This is a genomic window from Sphingosinicella sp. CPCC 101087 (assembly GCF_004151485.1).
In the GTDB taxonomy this organism is placed as follows: Bacteria; Pseudomonadota; Alphaproteobacteria; order Sphingomonadales; family Sphingomonadaceae; genus Allosphingosinicella.
The window spans coordinates 67,089-86,279 of record NZ_SBFF01000010.1 but is presented as its reverse complement, the minus strand read 5'-3'; the positions used below and the strand labels follow the sequence as shown (position 1 = coordinate 86,279).

The following is a 19,191-nucleotide window of genomic DNA, read 5'->3' as shown; positions in this document are numbered from 1 at the left end:
CTTTCCTTTCCGGCTCCTCAGGCGGCCTTGCGCCGTGACGGCGCATATCCGGCCGCCTTGAGAAGGCGCGCCTGCAGCGTCTTCAGCCGCGCCGGCGCCTCGATCTTCCCGCCTCCGAATTCGGTCAGGTAGAAGACGTCGACCGCGCGCTCGCCATAAGTGGCGATATGGGCGCTGTGGATGACCGCCTTCGATTCGGTGATCGCCTGGGCCAGCTCGCACAGCAAGGCCGCGCGGTCGCGAGCATTGACCTCAAGAACCGTGTAACGGTTGGAAGCCCCGTTATCGACGAAGACAGCCGGCTGGATCGGAAAGGCCTCGGCACGGCGCAGCGGGAGGCCGCGGGCGGCGAGCCGTTCGCGCATCGGCTCCTGACCCTCGATCGCCTTCAGCACCGCCTCCTCCAGCCGCCTGAGCTGGTGGCTGTCGTCAAAGGCCGCCCCGGACATGTCCTGGACCAGGAAATTATCCAGCGCCATGCCGTCTGCGGTCGTGTGGACCCGGGCGTCTATGATGTTGCCGCCGACCAGACTGATGGCGCCGGCGATGCGGTAGAACAGGCCGGGCTGGTCTCTCGCGTAGACGGTCGCCAGGGTCGCGCCGCGATTGGCCAGGACGCGCGTTTCCATCGGTCGCGCTTCGTCCGGATTGCTGTCGGCGGCGTCGACCAGACGGGCATTACCCTCGATCACGTCGAGCGGCTCGGCCAGCCAGTAGCTGTCCGCCAGCCGTTCCGCGAAGCGGGCATAGCGTCGCGGCCCCCAGCCCAGGCGCGCACTCAGCGTCTCATGGATTGCCGCGATCCGTTCCTTGCGCCCCGTCTGCTTGTGCCCGAGCCTCAGCGTCTCTTCGGCGGCCTCGAACAAGGTTCGCAGCAGCTGCGCTTTCCAGCTGTTCCAGGTCCCCGGGCCGACCGCGCGTATGTCGACACCAGTCAGGATGAACAGCAGGCGCAGCCGCTCCAAACTCTTCACCTGCGCCGCGAAATCCTGGATGGTCTTTGGATCGGCAAGGTCGCGCTTGAAGGCCGTTGCCGACATGAGGAGGTGGTGCGCGACCAGCCAGGCGACGGTCTCGGTCTCGGCCTCCGTCAGGCCCAGGCGGGGACAGAGCGTTCGCGCAATCTCTGCGCCGAGCAGGCTATGATCACCGCCACGACCCTTGGCGATATCGTGGAGAAGAACGGCGACGTAGAGAACCCGGCGGGACGCGATCCGCTTGAAGAGGCCGGTGGCGAGCGGATGGTCGTCCTTCAGCTCGCCTTTCTCGATCCGCGCGAGCAAGCCGATCGCCCGGATCGAGTGCTCGTCGACGGTGTAATGATGGTACATGTCGAACTGCATCCGCGCGACGACGCGGCCAAAATCCGGAATGAAGCGGCCGAACACCCCGGCTTCATTCATCCAGCGCAGCACCGTCTCGGGGTCGCGCGGCGACGACAGCACGTCCAGGAACAGGGGATTGGCACGGGGATCGGCCCGCACCCGGGCGTCGATCAGCTTCGCGAGACGCGCCGCCGCGCGCATCGCCAGCGGGTGAATCTCCAGCTCATAGCGATCGGCCAAAGCGAACATCTGAATGAGCCTGACCGGATCGTCGGCGAGGAAGGAGTCGTCGGGGATAGCCAGCCGACCCCTGTCGAGCATGAAGCCCTCCAGCTTGCTCGGTCGGCGGCGGAGGGAGGGGAGATGGAGGCGTTGCCCCCGGCGCGCGAACTTCTCGTCGAGATGCGCCAGGAACGCCCCGGTCAGGTCGCCGACCGTCTTCGCATGAAGGAAATAGTGCCGCATGAACCGCTCGACCGAGGACTTGCCCGGCCGATCCGCGTAGCGCATCCGCGCCGCTATCTCGCGCTGGTAGTCGAAGGTCAGCCGCTCCTCGGGACGTCCGGCAAGGACGTGGAGGTGACAGCGCACTGCCCACAGGAAGCGCTCGGCCCGCTGGAACTGCCGCAGTTCCGACTGGGAGAGCAGGCCCACCTCGACCAGCTCGGCGGCCGAGCGGAGGCGATAGGCGAACTTGCCTATCCAGAACAAGGCATGGAGGTCCCGAAGACCGCCCTTGCCCTCCTTGACGTTGGGCTCGACGACGTAGCGGCTGTCGCCCATCCGCCGGTGCCGCTCGTCCCGTTCGTCCAGTTTCTCCTTGGCAAAGGTGCGGATATTTCCCGAAGCGACCTTCTTCCAGAACAGCGCCTGCGCCTCGTCGAACAGCGCCTCGTCGCCCCAGACGTAGCGCGATTCCAATATGGCGGTCCGCACCGTGTGGTCGCCGGCGGCGGCGCGGACCAGTTCCTCGGTGCTGCGCGTGGACTGGCCGACCTTCAGGCCGAGGTCCCAGAGCAGGTAAAGGATCGATTCGACGACATTCTCGGTCCAGGCGGTCGGCTTCCACGGCGTCACGAAGGCGATGTCGACATCGGAGTGAAGCGCCATCTCGCCGCGGCCATATCCGCCGACCCCCATCAGCAGCAATCGCTCGGACGTGGTCGGATTGGCGATCGGATGAAGCTGGCCGGTGACATAGTCGAACACCAGTCGGAGGAGCTGGTCCGTCAGGAAGGCGTAAGCCGCGGCGGTCTCGCTGCCGGCGTAAGGCTTCTCCTCGAGCCGGCGAGCAATCTCCGCCCGGCCTCGAGCGAGCGCCTCCTTCAGCATCGCCGCAACCTGTTGCCGGTCCGATCCTGCCATTCGCTCCGCGAGCGCGCGCCGGTCGACGATGTCACGGCGGTTGGGAATGACGATCGTCCGTGCCGTCATCGTTCATCCTCCGCCTGCAGCCGCTTGAGCCGATAGACCAGTTCGAGCGCCTCGCGTGGGCTGAGCGTATCCGGCTCGATCTCGCCGAGCGCCGCATGGACTGGGTCGGGCCGAACCTCATCATCCTCCTGCAGCGCCACGGCGAACAAAGGCAGGTCGTCGAGGCCCGCCGCAATTCCGCCGGTCGCCGACCGCCCCGCCTCGAGCCGGGCGAGGACCGAGCGGGCGCGCGCCAGCACGTCGGGCGGCATGCCCGCCAGCTTGGCGACCGCGATCCCATAGCTTCGGTCGGCGGGGCCGCCGGTCACCTCGTGAAGCAGGACCAGGTCGCCTTTCCATTCGCGGGCGCGCACGTGATGGAGCGACAAAGCGTCCAACCGCTCGGCGAGCCGCGTGAGCTCGTGATAATGCGTGGCGAAGAGGCAGCGGCAGCGGCTCTTGTCGTGGATTGCCTCGACGACGGCCCAGGCGATTGCCAGGCCGTCATAGGTCGACGTGCCCCGCCCGACCTCGTCGAGGATGACCAGGCTGCGGTCGGTAGCCTGGGCCAGGATGGCGGCGGTTTCCACCATCTCGACCATGAAGGTCGAACGGCCGCGCGCGAGATTGTCCGAAGCACCGACGCGGCTGAACAACCGGTCCACCAGTCCGAGCGTTGCGGCGGCGGCCGGGACGAATGCTCCGGACTGGGCAAGGATCGCGATCAGCGCATTCTGGCGGAGGAAGGTGGACTTGCCGCCCATATTGGGGCCGGTGACCAGCCAGAGACGACTATCCTCGGTCAAGTGGCAGTCATTGGCGACAAAACGGCCCCCGGACGCCTTCAGCGCCTCCTCGACCACCGGATGCCGCCCCGCCTCCACCTCGAACCGGCCGTCATCGACGAAACGCGGACGGCACCAGCCCCCCTCCACCGCCCGCTCGGCGAGTGCCGAAGCGGCATCGAGCCGGGCGAGGGCGTCGGCGGACGCGGCGATCGCCTCCGCCCGCGCCAGAGCTGCTCCGGTGAGCTCGTCGAAGTGGGCGGCTTCCGCGGCGAGTGCATGAGCGCCGGCCTGGGTAACCCGCAGTGCCTGCTCGTGCAGGTCCGGTGCATTGAAGCGGACGACCCCGGCCAGGGTCTGACGGTGGGTAAATCCCGAATCCGCCGCCATCAAGCGGTCGGCGTGACGCGCCGGCACCTCGATATGATAGCCGAGCACGGCGTTGTGGCGGATTTTGAGGGCCGAGATCCCCGTCTGCTCGCGGTAGCGCGCTTCGAGCGCCGCGATAGCGCGACGGCCCTCGCCGCTGGTCGTGCGCAGCCCGTCCAGGGCAGGGTCGAAGCCTTCGGCAATATAGCCGCCTTGGGCGGTGTCGATCGGCGGCGACGGCACCAGGGCGCGGCCGAGAAGATCGACCAGCTCCCCATGGCCGGTCAGCGCCGGCAGCAAGGCGGCGAGCAAAGGGGGGGGATTGTCGATCCTCGCCAGACGGTCGTGCAGGCGCCGCGCCTCGGCAAGGCCGTCCCGCAGCTGGCCAAGGTCGCGCGGTCCGCCGCGTCCTGCAGCGAGGCGGCCGAGGGCACGGCCGATGTCCGGAAGCGCCCGGAGCTGCCGGCGGATTGCCTCCCGTTCCCCGCTGTCGCGCTCGAAATGCGCGACCAGATCGAGTCTTTGCTCGATCAAGAGCCGGTCGAGCAAAGGCGCGCCGAGGTCCGCCGAGAGCAGCCGCGCACCGGCGCCGGTGACGGTGCGGTCGATGCAGGCCAGCAGACTTCCGGCGCGCGTGCCGGAGACCGATTGGGTCAGCTCCAGGCTCTCGCGCGTCGCCGCGTCGATCATCATGTGATCGCCGGCGCTCAACGCCACCGGTGGACGAAGGAAGGGCAAGGCCTCCCTCGCCACCTCGTCCAGATAAGCGAGCAGCCCCCCGGCTGCGCACAAGGCCGCGCGGTCGAAATGGCCGAACCCGTCTAGGGTCGCGACGCCGAACCGGTCCTTCAGGCGCCGCTCGGCGGCAAGGCTGTCGAAGCCGGCTCGCCGTTCCTGCGCCCCGGGCAGCGGCTCCGGCGAGACGATCTCCGCCGCCGAGAGCCGGGCCAGTTCGGCATCGAGGCTGGCGGGCGGAACCGAAGTGAGCTCGAACCGGCCGGTCGAGACGTCTGCTGCCGCGATTCCGTAGCGTTCGCCGCTCTTGGCCACCGCTGCGAGCCAGTTGGCCGTCCGCGAGTCGAGCAAGGCTTCCTCGGTCAGGGTTCCCGCTGTCACCACGCGAACGATGGCGCGGTTGACCACCGACTTGTGGCCTCTCTTCTTCGCCTCGGCGGGACTTTCGGTCTGCTCGGCAATGGCGACCCGGTGTCCCGCCCTGATCAATCTGGCGAGATAGGATTCGGCCGCGTGAATCGGCACGCCGCACATCGGGATGGGTGCGCCCTCATGCTCGCCGCGGGCGGTCAGCGCGATGTCGAGGCATTGGGCGGCGGCCTTGGCGTCCTCGAAGAACAGTTCGAAGAAGTCGCCCATTCGGTAGAAGAGCAGGCAATCGGGCGCTTCCGCCTTGAGCGCGAGATATTGCGCCATCATCGGAGTCGGTCCGGCCTCGGAACGGGGACGAGCTGTGGCCATTAGCCGATCGATAGTGGCTTTGCCGCGGATGCGAAACCGCCCAGGCGATTGAACGCGACGGGCGAGGGCGTTAGCACGGCGACAGCCGATGGGGCACGAGGAAGCAATCGCCATCCTGTTTGTCGCCGTCGCGATCGGCGGCCCGTTGACGTTCGGCCTGGCCGGGCTGTTCGGACGCGGCGCCGCCGCCGCGCCGCCGCGCAGGTGGCCCTGGGACTGGCAGGTGAGCCTGCGCTCGTCGCTCCTTTATGCCCTCACCTTCAACATCGTCTTCTTCATTCAGGAGCTGTTCCTGGTCGTGCCCAAGGCGCTCGCGCCGGGCATCCATCCGGTCCTCTACCACAACAATCACGCCTGGGAGGGCGATCATCCGCTCGCTTCCCTGTTCCAGGGTACCGGTGCGGTGGCGACCCTGCTCACCGGCCTTCTGTTCGCGGTGCTCGCGCGCGCGGGAGCCGGCCAGTCGTCGAATACGCGGCTGTTCATCGTCTGGATGGCCTATCACGGGCTGTTCATGGCGCTGACGCAAGTCGTCATCGGCGCCATCCTGCCCGCCAATGACGTCGGCATGGCGATGGATTATCTGCAGATGAGCCCTGCCGCCAAGGCGGCCGCCGCCCTCGTCGCCCTCGTCGCCATGATCGCGGCAGGCTTGGCGCTGACGCGGCCGCTTCTCGCCCTGGCCGACGATGCGGGCCGAATCGCCGCGCCCGGCGCGCGCAGCGGCTTCATGTTGCGGATCGCGACCCTGCCGGCTTTGGCGGCTATCCTCCTCATCGTCCCGTTCCGGATGCCCCGCGAGGCGATCGAGGTCGTCCTCCCACCGCTCATCGTGACCGTCGCCGGAATTGGCTGGATCCAGGCCAATGCGTGGCGCACCGCGGGAATCGCGGCAGGCGCGCGGTCGCTCGCCGGCTCGCTCGTGGGGCCGCTCGTCTCGCTCATGATCCTGCTGCTGGTCTTCCAGTTCGTCCTGCGCCCGGGAATCGCCTTCTAGAGCCCAACCGCGCCACGCCCTTGCGAAGCCGGCTGAACGCAGCCAAGAGCTTCTCAACTGGTGAGGAGCGCGCGGGATGAGCGAGGGCAGCAACGTCAAATTTTCGGAAGCCGAGGCGCTGGAATTTCACGCGTCCGGGCGCCCCGGCAAGATCGAAATCGTCGCCTCCAAGCCGATGGCGACGCAACGCGACCTCAGCCTGGCTTACTCGCCCGGCGTCGCCGTACCGGTCCGGGCGATTGCCGAAAATCCGAGCCTTGCCTACGATTATACCGCAAAGGGCAATCTCGTCGCCGTCATCTCGAACGGTACGGCCATATTGGGCCTCGGCAATCTCGGCGCTCTGGCCTCCAAGCCCGTGATGGAAGGCAAGGCGGTGCTGTTCAAGCGCTTCGCCGACGTGGATTCCATCGACCTGGAGCTGGCGACCGAGGATGTCGATCGCTTCATCGACGCCGTCGAGCTGCTCGAGCCCAGCTTCGGCGGCATCAACCTGGAGGACATCGCCGCACCGGCCTGCTTCATCATCGAGCAGACTCTTCGCGAACGCATGAACATCCCGGTCTTCCACGACGACCAGCACGGCACCGCGATCATCACTGCGGCCGGGCTGATCAACGCCTGCTACCTCACCCGGCGCGACCTCAAGGACGTGAGGGTGGTCGTCAATGGCGCCGGTGCGGCGGCGATCGCCTGCACCGAGCTCATCAAGGCGATGGGCGTTCGCCACGACCATGTCATCATGTGCGACCGCAAGGGCGTCATCTACCAGGGGCGCGAGGAGGGTATGGACCAGTGGAAGTCTGCCCATGCCGCCGATACCGAAGCCCGGACGCTGACCGAAGCCCTGAAGGGCGCGGACGTCTTTCTCGGCCTCTCCGCGGCGGGTGCGCTCAAGCCCGAAATGGTCAAGGACATGGCGAAGAGCCCGATCATCTTCGCAATGGCCAATCCCGATCCGGAAATATTGCCGCCCGAGGCCAAGGCGGCACGGCCCGATGCGATCGTTGCGACGGGCCGTTCCGACTATCCGAACCAGGTCAACAACGTCCTCGGCTTTCCCTTCATCTTCCGCGGCGCGCTCGACGTGCGGGCCACGACGATCAACGACGAGATGAAGATCGCTGCCGCGCAGGCGCTGGCAGACCTGGCCCGCCAGCAGGTGCCCGAAGAGGTCGCCGCCGCTTATGGCGGCAAGGCCCATACCTTTGGCGCCGATTATATCATCCCGGCGCCGTTCGACCCGCGGCTGATGGAGGTCGTGCCCGCGGCGGTGGCCAAGGCGGCGATGGACAGCGGAGTCGCGCAAAAGCCCATCGAGGATCTCGACGGCTATCGCACGATCCTACGCGCGCGCCTCAACCCGACCACCTCGGTGCTGAGCCTCGCTTACGACGCGGCGAGAGCGGATCCGCGGCGGGTGCTGTTCGCGGAAGGGGAGGAGGATGTCGTGCTTCGCGCGGCGATCGCCTTCCGCGACGGCGGCTACGGAATTCCGGTGCTCGTCGGCCGCGACGACGTGCATGACCGGTTGCGTGCGCTCGGCGTGGAATATCCGGAATCCTTCGAGGTTTATAACAGCCGCAATTATCCTCGCGTGTCCGAGCTTGCCGACTATCTCTACGCCCGGCTCCAGCGCCGCGGCTACCTTCACCGGGAGGTGGAGCGGATGGTGAATCAGGACCGAAACATCTTCGCGGCTTGCCTGCTCGCGGTTGGCGAGGCGGATGCGATGATCACCGGAATCACCCGCACTTATGCCCAGAATTTGCGGCAGATCCGCCGGGTGCTGGATCCCCAGGACGGTATCACCCCCTTCGGGGTACATGTCCTGGTCGGCCAGAGCCATACCGTCTTCATTGCGGACACGACGGTCACCGAGCGCCCGACCGCCGAGCAGCTGGCTCAGATCGCGGAGCAGACCGCTTCGGTCGCCCGCCGGATGGGCCACGAGCCGCGCGTCGCCTTCCTGTCCTACTCCAACTTCGGCAACCCCGAGGGCAATTATCTCGAGCGGATCCGCAATGCCGTGCGGCTGCTCGACAGCCGCGACCATGTCGATTTCGAATATGAGGGGGAGATGGCCGCGGATGTCGCGCTCAATCCAGTGCTCCAGCGCGTCTATCCGTTCAGCCGGCTGACCGGGCCGGCAAACGTGCTGGTCATGCCGGGCCTGCAAACCGCGAACATCGCCGCCAAGCTGCTCAAGGAGCTTGGCGGGGACGCCCAGATCGGGCCGATCCTGGTCGGCATGAAGCAGCAGGTCCAGATCGCCTCGATGACCGCAAGCGCGTCCGACCTGATGACGCTCGCCGTGCTCGCGGCAGGGCGGATCGTGCGATAGACCCCCGGATTGCGCCGGGGCCTATTGCGGGTTGTCGGCGGTCTGGCCGCCCCGGCCGGCCTGGCCGACGGCGCCGATATTGCCGAACAGCTCGCGGAACAGGCTGCGTTCGCGGCCGAGAGTCGGCGTCTCCTCGCTCATCGGATCGATGTTGACCACCAGGTCCATGCCGGTCCGCTCGACCCGCTCGACATTGCCGGCCTCGTCGAACCTTATGTGGAGAACGTCATGATCGGTGGGCCGAGGCATGTTGAAGGCGAGCTGACGGGTGTCGCGCGACACATAATACCAGTCGCGCTGATCGAACTGCCCCACAAAGGTGGGGCGGCCCAACGTGCCGACCACCGAATCGCGATTATCGACCCCAGGCTGGATGGCGGCGACGAGAGTCTCGTCCATCACGTAGCCCTGATGGGTGCGGATCGGCGCGCAGCCGGCCGCCAGCACGGTCGCGCCGAGCAGGGCGATCGTGACGGCACGCGATGCGGTCGGCAGGCTCATCTGGCTAAACTCTCCTGGATGGTCGCGGCGCCCGTGCACCCGGTCTTGACTAGCCTCTCCAATATGAACATCGCCTAACCGGCGCAAGCGCCGCAATTTTCAATCCTTTGGATAGGAAGCCTTTGTCTTTCCTGCAGCGCATCTTCGGCCGGACGGACCCCCGCCGAGCCTATGATCCGCTCTACCGCGCGATCGTCGCCGCCGCGCGCGAGCCGGGCTGGTATCGCGAAGGCGGGGTTCCCGACACGGTCGGCGGCCGATTCGACATGGTCGCCGCGATCACCGCCTTGGTGCTGCTGCGGCTGGAGTCGGAGGGTGATGCCGGGCGTGAGCCGTCGGTGCTGCTTACCGAACTGTTCGTCGACGACATGGATTCCAGTCTCAGGCAGATCGGGATCGGCGATTACGTGGTCGGCAAGCATGTCGGGCGAATGATGGGCGCGCTCGGCGGCCGGCTGACGGCGCTGCGAGCCGCCCGCGCCGGGGAAGCCGGGTTCGCTGCGGCGGCAAGGCGCAACATCTATCATGATTCGCCTCCGTCGGAAGAAGCCCTGGCCTGGGTGGCCGGGCGGCTGGAGCGGCTGAGCCGAGCGATCGACGCGCAGCCGCTCGATACCCTGCTTGCGGGCGAGGTGGCGGCGTGATGACCAGGGCAGAGTTCAGCCGGCCTTTCCGCGTCGACGCGCTCGGCGCCGAGCCGCGCACGGTCGAGATCGAGGCCGACCCGGAGGAGCGTGCCGCATTGGCCCGCCGGTTCGGCCTGGTCGAGATCGGCCGACTGGCGGCCACGGCGGCGCTGTCGCGGAGGGATGAGGAGGTCGTCGCCCGCGGCCGGGTCACCGCCTCGGTCATGCAGAGCTGCGTCGCCAGCGGGGACCCCGTGAGGGCGAGCGTCGACGAGCCGTTCGAAATCTCCTTCCGTCCGCTGCCCTCCGACGGACGGCCGGACGAGGAGGTCGAGCTCAGCGAGGCCGAACTCGATGTCGTCTTCTACGAGGGCGGCGCCGTCGATGTCGGCGAGGCGGTCGCCGAGACACTGTCACTGAGCCTCGACCCGTTCCCGCGCGCGCCCAATGCCGCCGAGGCGCTGAAGGCGGCGGGCGTGAAGAGCGAGGAGGAAGCCGGTCCCTTCGGTGCCCTGGCGGCACTCAGGGACAAGATGAGAAAGCAGGATTAGCTGATCCGAAGGCGGATGGAGCCGGCCCTCGCCCGCCGACGGCCGGTCGGGTCCGTCAGAACGGCACGTCGTCGTCCAGGTCGCTGTCAAAAGCCGGCTGAGGTTTCGAGGCAGGGCGCGATCCGCCGCCAAAGTCGCTCGAGCCGCCATAGCTTCCGCCGAAATCCTCCCCGCCACCGCCGCCCTCACGCCGGTCGAGCAGCACCAACTCGCCGCGGAAGCGCTGCAGGACGATTTCGGTCGAATAGCGATCCTGGCCGCTCTGGTCGGTCCATTTGCGGGTCTGGAGCTGGCCTTCGAGATAGACCTTGGAACCCTTGCGCAGATACTGCTTCGCGACGCGGCCGAGATTCTCGTTGAAGATGACGACGCGGTGCCATTCGGTCCGCTCCTGGCGATTGCCGTCGCGGTCCTTCCACGTCTCCGAAGTAGCGACGCGCAGGTTGACCACCTCGCCGCCATTGTTGAGCGAGCGCGCCTCGGGATCGTCCCCGAGATTGCCGACCAGTATCACCTTGTTCACGCCCGCCATCTTCTTCTCCTCATTGCGCGACTCGCGCATAGGCCAGCCCGCCGCGCCCGCCAAGGCCGTTCTCTCTACGTTCTCCATCGACCCGGCGCAACGCGACCTTCCGGTGCGAGCCCCTGGTCAAGCCACCGCGGCGCGGCGGCGTGCCCGAAGGAATCCGGCGGCGAGCAGCAGCGCCATGGCCAACTGCGCCGCGATCGTCTCCAGGGTCGGATAGATGCCGAGAATCTCGCTGCGCGGGAAGCCTTCGAGCGGGGTGACGCCGAACAAGCCCGCTTCCTGGAGGGCGGCGACGCCCTTGCCGGCGAGCACAACGGCCAATACCGCGATCAGGGCAGCGCTATACTGGAAGAATTTGGCGATCGGCAGCCTCCGCCCAAGTCGCAGCATCGCCCAAGCGATCAGGGCGAGCAAGACGGTCGCGGCCGCGGCGCCGCCGAGCATCGCCGTCCCTTGGCCCTGCGCTCCCAAGGCGGCGAAGAAGATGATCGTTTCGAACACTTCGCGATAGACGGCGACGAAGGCGAGCCCGAAGAGGAGCCAGGCCGAGCCGAGGCCGAGCGCCCGGTCCAGCTTCGCCTGGACATAGGCCTGCCAGGCGCCGGCCTGGGCCTTGTCGTGCATCCAGATGCCGACGAACAGGAGGACCACCGCCGCGAGCAGCGCGCCAAATCCCTCGGTGAGCTCGCGATCGGCACCGCTGATCGCGATGAAATGGCTGGCGATCCACCAGGTGGCGACCCCGCCGGCCAAGGCGGCGATCCAGCCTGCATGGACCCACACCAGCAGGTCGCGGCGCTCGGCGCGGATCAGAAAGGTGATCATCGCGACGACGATGAGCAACGCCTCCAGCCCCTCCCGGAGCAGGATGGCGAACGCACCGGCGAAGGTGGTGGCGCCACTGCCCGCTTCGGGAGCGAGCTGCGTCTCGGCCTGGTCGAACAAGGCTTGCAGCCGCCCGACTCGTTCGGAAACCTCGTCCACCGGGACGCCGCGGCCGATCGCGGCGCGAAGCCCTCCCATCTCCCGTTCAACTTCAGCGACCAGGCTCGAATCGCGCGCGCCGAGCAAGGCCTCGACGGGTTCGAAACCGTCCAGATAGGCGGCGAGCGCGAGTTCGGCGGCCTGGTCGTGGTCTCCCCCCCGATAGGCGGCGAGACTCTCGTTCAGCCGAGCGCGTGCCGTGGCCAGCGTGCCGGCGCCGGCTGCCTGCGCCACCACCTCGGGATTGGCGCGCAGGAAAGCCGTTACCGCGGTAGCCCGTTCGTCTCCGATTTGCGCGGCAAGCGCTGCCGGGGTCAATCCGACGAGCGTCTCGAGGTCCGGAACCGACGCCCGGACCGACGCGTCGCTACGCCAGATCCGCTCCCCTTCCGCTGCGAGCGCCTGCGGAAACGCGAAGCGGCCGGCGTGGAATGCGACCGCCCAGCGGTCCTCCGGGCTGAGATGGGCGAAGCTCTGCATCGCCGTTTCCTCGAGACCCTGGCTCGTCACCTGATAGAGGGCGAAGACGCTGCGCTCGCGTGCCCGGGCGCGATCGGTGAAGTCGATCGGCGGCGGATCGAGCTCCGCTGCGACCGGAACCTTCGCGGCACCATCGGGCCCGTGGCATGCCGCGCATTGCTCGGCGTAGAGTGCGGCGCCGCGCGCCAGGTCCGGCAAAGCGGGAGGTCCGAGCGGCACCGGATATGCGGCGAGCAGGCGCTCCGCCAGAGCGCGTGCACTGCGCTCCACCTCGGCCGGGGGCGCACGGCGCACCACAGCGGCCTCGATCGCCCGCGCCGCCTCGACCAGGCCGGCGCGATCCGGATGCTCGGGAAGGACCGCCAGCCGATGGGTAACGGCAGCGGTGAACTCGCGCATCTCGTCATACTCGAGCTGGTTGACGATGCGCCCGTCCGCGACGGCTTCGCGATAGTCCACGGCGACATAATCGAGAAGTCGCCAAGTCGTCTGGACTGCTGCGTCATCGGCTTGCGCGGCCGCCGGCAAGGCGGCGGCGACAATCAGCATCAGAGCAAGGCCGAACCTTCTAAGAACCGAGATCAAAGGGCTTCCCCACCGCTTTCGATCAGCCGTGATTAGCTTTGGTGCGACTGATTATCAATAGCGCGAGGGTTTGCCAGCACTCAGACTGCGGGGTAGCGCAGCCGGCCCAGAAATCGGCTCAGCGACGGCATAGGCGTGCCGCGCCAGCTTGCCTTGAACTTCTCGAACCGCATCACGTCGTCGATTCGCCGGTCCAGAAAGGCGCGCGTGTCGATCAGGTCGTCGGCCGCGTCGTCCAGGAAGACGAGACTGGTCGAGCCGTAGACGCCGACGAGGATCGCTCGCTTGCTGTAATGATTGAAATCGGTCGCAGTGTCGCCCGCGACCCGCCACATCCGGTCGGCAGCGCGCCAGGCGAGTTTCGACGCGGTCGCGAGATTCTGCGGCATCGCGAGGATCGCCAGCGCCCGGCGTAACGCCTCGCGGTGCGGGCGCATCGCCTCTAGTCGGAACATGACCAGCTCACGAATCCGCTCGCGGACCTTCATCGCTGCGATACGCTCGGGTGAGAAAGCGGCGAGCATCGCCCGATCGACCCAATCGAACCAGGCGTCGATCATGTCCGTCTGCCCACCCGGGAAGGCGAGGCGCGCGCGCGCCGGCGGTACGCCGAGCGAATCGGCCGCCATCGCCAGAGCTTCGTCCGACCAGCCATCGAAGGCAGCATGCTCGGGCAGCAACGGCGCGAGGGCGACGCGAAGTTCGTCCAGGTTCATGTCGGGCGGCGCGACCATCGGCCGTTCAATGAGCCGGAGCCGCTTCGGTTGCAACCCTGCGGCTCGGCAGCCGGATCAGCACCAGGGCGGCGCAGATCAGCAATGCGCCCAGGCCATCGCCGGCACTCAGCCGCTCGTCATAGACCATCCAGCCGATGGCAGCCGTGGCCACTGGCTGAGTGAGGAAGCAAAGGCCGACGACGACCGGTGAAAGATGACCCATCGCATAGACGAGCAGGCCCTGTCCGATCAGCTGGCCGCTGATCGACAGCAAGATGATCGGAGTCCAGTCGGTCGGCATGACCGTCTCGCCGAGGGCCAGCGCGAGCAGCAGCAACGGCACCGCGCCCGCGGCGCTGGCGACGGCGAGTACCGGCCAGTGCGCCATTGTCCGCCGCGCCCGGTCCACGGCGACGAGATACAGGGTGTAGAAGAAGGCGGCGAGGATCGCGAGCAGGTCGCCCGTGAATCGCTCGGGCGACAAACGCAGACTACCGCCGAGCAGCAGGGCGGCGCCGATGGCGGCGAGCAGAAGGGCCAGGCTCTGGATCCGGCCCGGGAGCTGTCGGATCAGCAGGAATCCGTAGATGGCGAACAGGAAGCTGGCGAAGTTTCCGAACAAGGTTGCATTGGCGAGGCGGGTGCGAAGAATGCTCTCGTGCCAGGAGGCGAGGTCGGCGGCGAAGAACAGGCCGCCGACGGCGACCGCGCCGATCATCACCCAGCCCGGCGACGGGCGCCCGCGCCTCCCCCGGAGAGCGAAGAAGGCGAGGAACGGCACGGCCAGCGAAAGCCGCCAGAAGGCGGCCGCGGTCGGCCCCACGTCGGCGAGACGGACCAGCCAGGGGCCAAGCGCCAGGAACAGATTGGCGACGAGCAAGGCAGGAAAGGCGAGTCGCGGCGGCGGGGCGGGGAGGGGCATGGCCGCTCGCGCTTGGTACGGAGCGTGATCCGCGTCAACGCGAACTCTGCTCCGGCGCCAGATGTGCGCGGAATCTCGTCAGGCCGGGACGGGCCGTCTCACGCTGTGCGACCCTAGCGGCCGAACCGTTCCTTCAGGTCCAGCATCGCCAGCGCGGCCTTCGCCGCCTCTCCGCCCTTGTCCTTCTCGGCAGGCCGCGCGCGGGTAAGCGCCTGAGCTTCGTTCTCGACGGTGAGGATGCCGTTGCCGATGGCGAGACCGTCGAGACCGAGGGCCATCAGTCCGCGCGCGCTTTCCCCCGCGACGATCTCGAAATGAAAGGTTTCGCCGCGGATCACCACGCCGAGAGCGACGAACGCGTCGTAGCGGCCGCTATCCGCCGCCAGGGCGATCGCCCCGGGTATTTCGAGCGCGCCCGGGACGGTGACGGTCTCGTGGCTGTGGCCCGCCGCTTCGATCGCGGCGCGTGCGCCGTCGAGCAGCAGGTCGTTGAGATGCGCGTAGAAACGCGCTTCGACGATCAGGACCCTGGCCACTCTAACGGCCGGCCTTGAGGTCGTCGGCAGATGGAATGGGGCGCTCGCCGACGATGGCCAGGCCGTAGCCGGCGAGCGCCACGGGCGTATGGTGGCTGTTGGTCAGGAGGATCATGTCGTGGACTCCGAGTGCGGCGAGGATCTGGGCTCCAACGCCATAATCGCGCAGCTGGTCTGTGTCTCGCTGCTCGATTTCGCCCGCCCGCGACTTGAGCGCTCGGCTGAGGCCGTCCGGAATAGGCCGGTTGATCCCGACGATGACACCCGAGCCCTCGGCCGCAATGGCCTTCATCGCTCCCTCCAGCAGGCCGGCGCGCTCGCCCACTTCGGCAAAAGCGTCGGCAAACAGGCTGAGCGCGTGCATCCGCACCAAGGTGGGCCGATCCGGATCGACGTGGCCCTTGACCAGGGCAATCTGCTCGACGCCGGTCGCCCTGTTGAGGAAGGTCTTGGCGGTCCATGTGCCGCCCCAACGGCTTTCGATCCGCGCCTCGGCGGTCTCGATCACCTGCCTATCCTTCTTCAGGCGGTAGGCGATAAGGTCGCGGATCGTGCCGATCCTGAGATTGTGGAGCTGGGCGAAGGCGAACAGGTCGTCCATGCGCGCCATCGTCCCGTCTTCCGACATGATCTCGCAGATCACGCCGGACGGATTGAGCCCGGCGAGTCGCGAGACGTCGACCGCCGCCTCGGTATGGCCGGCACGGACGAGCACCCCGCCGTCGCGGGCGACGAGCGGAAAGACGTGGCCGGGCGTGACGAGATGTTCGCGCCCCTTCGAGGCGTCGATCGCCACCGAGATGGTGCGCGCCCGGTCGGCGGCGGAGATGCCGGTCGTAACTCCCTCTTTCGCCTCGATCGATGTGGTGAAGGCGGTTTCGAGGCGGCTGTCATTGTGGCGTGGCATCAGCGGCAGGCCGAGCTGCTCTACGCGCTCCCGGGTCATCGCCAGGCAGATAAGGCCGCGGCCGTGCTTCGCCATGAAGTTGATCGCATCGGGGGTCGCCATCTGGGCAGGAATGACGAGATCGCCCTCATTTTCGCGATCCTCGTCGTCGACGAGGATGAACATCCGACCGTTGCGCGCTTCGTCGATGATCTGCTCGGCCGTGGCCATCACGCCCCGGCTTCCCCCGGAAAGGAACTTCTCCAGTTTCAGCAGGGTGTCGGCGGTCGGGTTCCAATCCGAATCACCGAGCTTGCGCAGCGAGTTGGGATGAAGGCCGGCGGCTCGGGCGAGGCCGGCCCGGCTCATTTCGCCGGCGGCGACCATCTCGCAGAGGCGGTCGATCAGGAGGGTGCTCATTCAAGCCGCATATCACACCAGAATGTGAACTCGCAACTCAGAATCACACCACGCTGCGAGCCTCGAGCATTCGACCGAGGTAACGAGCAAGGATATCGATCTCGATGTTGAGCCGGTCGCCGGCTCGAACGCCGCCAAACGTGGTTTGCGCCGCAGTGTGGGGAATGACATTGATCCCGAAGCGTACCGCGCCGCCGGCGAGGCTCTCGACCTCGTTGACGGTGAGCGAAACACCGTCGAGCGCGATCGAGCCTTTGGCGGCGACGTAGGGCGCGACGGCAGCTCCGGCGACGATCGCGAGACGGAGGGAATCGCCCTCCGGCGTAGCGGCCTCCACTTCGCCGACGCCATCGACATGGCCGGTCACGATATGGCCGCCCAGCTCGTCGCCCACCTTGAGCGCACGCTCGAGATTCAGCCGCCGGCCTTGCGACCACATGGAAGGTGCAGCGCGGGCCCGGGTTTCGGCCGAGACGTCAACCGCGAACCAGCCGTCGCTCTTGTCGACGACGGTGAGACAGACGCCGGAGCAGGCGATCGATGCGCCAAGATCGACCGTGGCCATGTCATAGCCGCAGCCGACGCGAACGCGCAGGTCGCCGCGGGCCTCGATGGCCTCGATCGTTCCGACATCCGTGATGATTCCCGTGAACATGCTTGCGAAATTATCCTGACTCTCGCGCGCTTTTCGGAGCGTCTTCCCGCACGCGCTCGTAGACTTCGAGCCGGTCGATGCCAAGCGCGCGAGTCTCGACGAGCTGCCAGCGACGATGGGCGTCGGCGATGCGGTCGAGACCGATATAGCCGACCGAGGACTTGCCTTCGCCGATTAGGATCGGCGCGCGGTAGATGAGCATTCGGTCGACGAGATCGGCGATGAGGAAGGCGGTGGCGGTCGCCGAGCCGCCTTCGACGAGGAGGTCGTTGACGTCATGAAGGCCGTGGACCTCTTCGGGGCTGCCGAGCCGGACCCAACCATCGACCGCTTCGCCGCGCGTGAGCAAGGCGCGGCGCGGAGAGCAATCCTCCAGCCCGGGCAGTCTCACGTCGAGGCGGGGCTTGTCGGCGAGATAGGTGCCGCGGCCGACCAGAATCATGTCGGCGCGGGCGCGCTCGCGATGGACGTCGGCCCGCGCGTCCTCCCCGGTGATCCAGCGGCTCTCTCCGGATGGGAGCGCGATCTTGCCGTCGATCGACATGGCGAGCTTCAGGGTGATCCAGGGCCGTCCGCGCCTGAAACGGCTGAGGAATCCCGCCACCGACCGGGCGGCGCTTTCGGCGCCGGGACCGACCTCTACCTCGATCCCCGCGGCGCGAAGTCGGTCGGCGCCGCGGCCGTCGGTGCGCGGATCGGGGTCGCCGAGCGCGATGACGACCCTTGCCGGCTTGGCCCGGACGAGAAGGTCGGCGCAGGCCGGTCCGCGCCTGCTTTCATGGGCGCAAGGCTCGAGCGTCACATAGACGGTCGATCCGCGAGCCGCCTCCCCGGCTTCCTCGAGCGCGACCGCCTCGGCATGGGGTCGCCCGCCCGGCTGGGTACAGCCCGAGCCGACAAGCCGCCCGCCCGGGCCGACGATGACGCAGCCCACATTGGGATTGGGTGCGGTGCGGCCGCGGGCGCGCTCCCCGAGCGCCACGACCTGCGCCATCCAAGCTTCGTCGGTCAAATCCCCAGCCGCTCCAGCTTGTCGTCGATGCGCTGGAACTGGCGCTGGCGCTCGGCCTGGCGTGCCTTCATTGCCTCGAAGTCGGCCTTCTGCTTGGCCTGTATCTGCGCGTCGGTCCGATCCGACGGCCAGCTGTCGATATAGGTAATCGTCCGGACCGGCCTGACGTTGGTCTGGGCGTCGAAATAGAAGGCGACCAGGATACCCAGAGGGATCAGGACGGCGAGCGTTCCCGCCAACCACTGATGGCGCGGACGCTGGCGCCAAAAGGCGCGCATGTCGTTCCAGAGGGCGCGCGGGGCGGCTGGGCGGGGCAAGGGCATGATCCGAAGATAATGCGCCCCTCCCCGACCCGCTACCCCCGTAGGGCCCATCCCGCGCCGCCGGGCTCAGGCTTCGATGCGGAAGTGGATGTTGAGGATCTTGGAGCTTTCGACCGGGCGCCCGTCCAGGGTAGCGGGCCTGAAGCGCCAGCGGGACAAGGCATGACGCTCGGTGGCTCGCCAGAAGGCGTCGCTGGTCGCGTTCAGCCGCTCGACCGTCTTCACCCTTCCATCGGCGCCGATCGTGACCCGCAGCCGGACCGAGCCGTTGCGCTGGGCGCGTTCCTCGGAGGTCGGGTAAGCCGGCTGCATCGCGTCGGCGAAGCGCGGGTCGAACTCGGCCTCGATCCGCATCGGCGGCAGCGCCGGCGTCCCGGCGCCGGCGCTGCCGGAGAGCGCGGTGCCGATCGGGCCGGGAAGAGGTGGCGGTGGAGCCGGCGGGCCGACGGTTTCCGGACCCCGAGGCGGCAGCTTGATGATCGGGACGGTGTCGTCCAGCCGCGAGATTTGGGCCTGCGGCTGCTCCACGCGCGGCGTGGGCGGCGGAGGCATCTCCGGCGGATCGGGAGGAATCGCGATGTCGATCAACTCCATCCGCCCTGGCGTTTCGCGGACGAACTGCGTCCCCTTCATCGCGACAGCAGCGGCGAGCGCCGCGGCATGGAGGGCAATCACGATGCCCAGCCCAGCGGGGCTGAAGCCTTTTGGTTCGTAAAACCCTGTTCCGGTCATGGCTCCTCTCCTCGACAACCTCCC

At 67.7% G+C, this 19,191-nt stretch carries 17 protein-coding genes; 4 read left to right on the top strand and 13 right to left on the bottom strand.

All coding sequences use genetic code 11. From position 1 onward, the window contains the following. Nucleotides 1–17 precede the first annotated feature (17 nt). Entirely contained in the window at nt 18–2,759 is a 2,742-nt protein-coding gene (locus EKM57_RS16170) for a [protein-PII] uridylyltransferase (RefSeq protein ID WP_129793555.1), read from the bottom strand. Next, a complete protein-coding gene (mutS, locus tag EKM57_RS16165) occupies nt 2,756–5,368 on the bottom strand; it encodes a DNA mismatch repair protein MutS (RefSeq protein WP_243451089.1) in 2,613 nt (870 codons plus the stop codon). The genes EKM57_RS16170 and mutS overlap by 4 nt, the downstream gene beginning before the upstream one ends. A gap of 88 nt (nt 5,369–5,456) precedes the next feature. On the opposite strand from mutS, the gene EKM57_RS16160 reads away from it, so the two are divergent. Then, the gene (locus EKM57_RS16160) at nt 5,457–6,365 is read left to right on the top strand and encodes a hypothetical protein (RefSeq protein ID WP_129793554.1); all 909 of its coding nucleotides are present in this window, start codon (nt 5,457–5,459) and stop codon (nt 6,363–6,365) included. Between the two features lie 76 nt (nt 6,366–6,441). After that, nucleotides 6,442–8,709 carry an NADP-dependent malic enzyme gene (locus tag EKM57_RS16155; protein ID WP_129793553.1) on the top strand — a complete coding sequence of 756 codons (2,268 nt, stop codon included), beginning with the start codon at nt 6,442–6,444 and terminating at the stop codon, nt 8,707–8,709. 21 nt (nt 8,710–8,730) lie between these two features. On the opposite strand, the gene EKM57_RS16150 is transcribed toward EKM57_RS16155, so the two are convergent. Continuing rightward, entirely contained in the window at nt 8,731–9,210 is a 480-nt protein-coding gene (locus EKM57_RS16150) for an outer membrane protein assembly factor BamE (protein ID WP_129793552.1), read from the bottom strand. 122 nt (nt 9,211–9,332) lie between these two features. On the opposite strand from EKM57_RS16150, the gene EKM57_RS16145 reads away from it, so the two are divergent. Both EKM57_RS16145 and EKM57_RS16140 read left to right on the top strand, forming a co-directional pair. Further along, on the top strand, nt 9,333–9,854 hold the full coding sequence (locus EKM57_RS16145) for a ubiquinol-cytochrome C chaperone family protein (RefSeq protein ID WP_129793551.1): 522 nt from the start codon (nt 9,333–9,335) through the stop codon (nt 9,852–9,854). Then, on the top strand, nt 9,854–10,387 hold the full coding sequence (locus tag EKM57_RS16140) for a DUF177 domain-containing protein (RefSeq protein ID WP_129793550.1): 534 nt from the start codon (nt 9,854–9,856) through the stop codon (nt 10,385–10,387). Before EKM57_RS16145 ends, EKM57_RS16140 begins: the two co-directional genes overlap by 1 nt. A 55-nt stretch (nt 10,388–10,442) precedes the next feature. Here the strand turns inward: EKM57_RS16140 and ssb are convergent, their stop codons facing one another. From ssb to EKM57_RS16090, 10 genes are all read right to left on the bottom strand, one after another. Next, nucleotides 10,443–10,919 (bottom strand): single-stranded DNA-binding protein, encoded by a 477-nt coding sequence (ssb, locus tag EKM57_RS16135; protein WP_129793549.1) that lies wholly within the window; start codon nt 10,917–10,919, stop codon nt 10,443–10,445. Between the two features lie 117 nt (nt 10,920–11,036). After that, nucleotides 11,037–12,929, bottom strand: coding sequence for a cytochrome c/FTR1 family iron permease (locus EKM57_RS16130; RefSeq protein WP_129793548.1), 1,893 nt, complete (start codon nt 12,927–12,929; stop codon nt 11,037–11,039). A gap of 116 nt (nt 12,930–13,045) precedes the next feature. Continuing rightward, a complete protein-coding gene (locus EKM57_RS16125) occupies nt 13,046–13,681 on the bottom strand; it encodes a COQ9 family protein (RefSeq protein ID WP_129793701.1) in 636 nt (211 codons plus the stop codon). A gap of 25 nt (nt 13,682–13,706) precedes the next feature. Beyond that, a complete protein-coding gene (locus EKM57_RS16120) occupies nt 13,707–14,603 on the bottom strand; it encodes a DMT family transporter (RefSeq protein WP_129793547.1) in 897 nt (298 codons plus the stop codon). 113 nt (nt 14,604–14,716) lie between these two features. Continuing rightward, nucleotides 14,717–15,139, bottom strand: coding sequence for a 6,7-dimethyl-8-ribityllumazine synthase (gene ribH / locus EKM57_RS16115; protein ID WP_129793546.1), 423 nt, complete (start codon nt 15,137–15,139; stop codon nt 14,717–14,719). 1 nt (nt 15,140) lies between these two features. After that, nucleotides 15,141–16,445, bottom strand: coding sequence for a 3,4-dihydroxy-2-butanone-4-phosphate synthase (gene ribB, locus EKM57_RS16110; protein ID WP_129793545.1), 1,305 nt, complete (start codon nt 16,443–16,445; stop codon nt 15,141–15,143). 43 nt (nt 16,446–16,488) lie between these two features. Then, entirely contained in the window at nt 16,489–17,100 is a 612-nt protein-coding gene (locus tag EKM57_RS16105; protein WP_129793544.1) for a riboflavin synthase, read from the bottom strand. Between the two features lie 10 nt (nt 17,101–17,110). Continuing rightward, nucleotides 17,111–18,094, bottom strand: a complete 984-nt coding sequence (ribD, locus tag EKM57_RS16100; RefSeq protein ID WP_129793700.1) for a bifunctional diaminohydroxyphosphoribosylaminopyrimidine deaminase/5-amino-6-(5-phosphoribosylamino)uracil reductase RibD — start codon at nt 18,092–18,094, stop codon at nt 17,111–17,113. A 14-nt stretch (nt 18,095–18,108) separates the two neighbouring features. After that, nucleotides 18,109–18,429: a hypothetical protein gene (locus EKM57_RS16095; protein WP_165357499.1), complete on the bottom strand. Its 321-nt coding sequence runs from the start codon at nt 18,427–18,429 to the stop codon at nt 18,109–18,111. 72 nt (nt 18,430–18,501) lie between these two features. Next, a complete protein-coding gene (locus EKM57_RS16090; RefSeq protein ID WP_165357498.1) occupies nt 18,502–19,167 on the bottom strand; it encodes an energy transducer TonB in 666 nt (221 codons plus the stop codon). Nucleotides 19,168–19,191 lie beyond the last annotated feature (24 nt).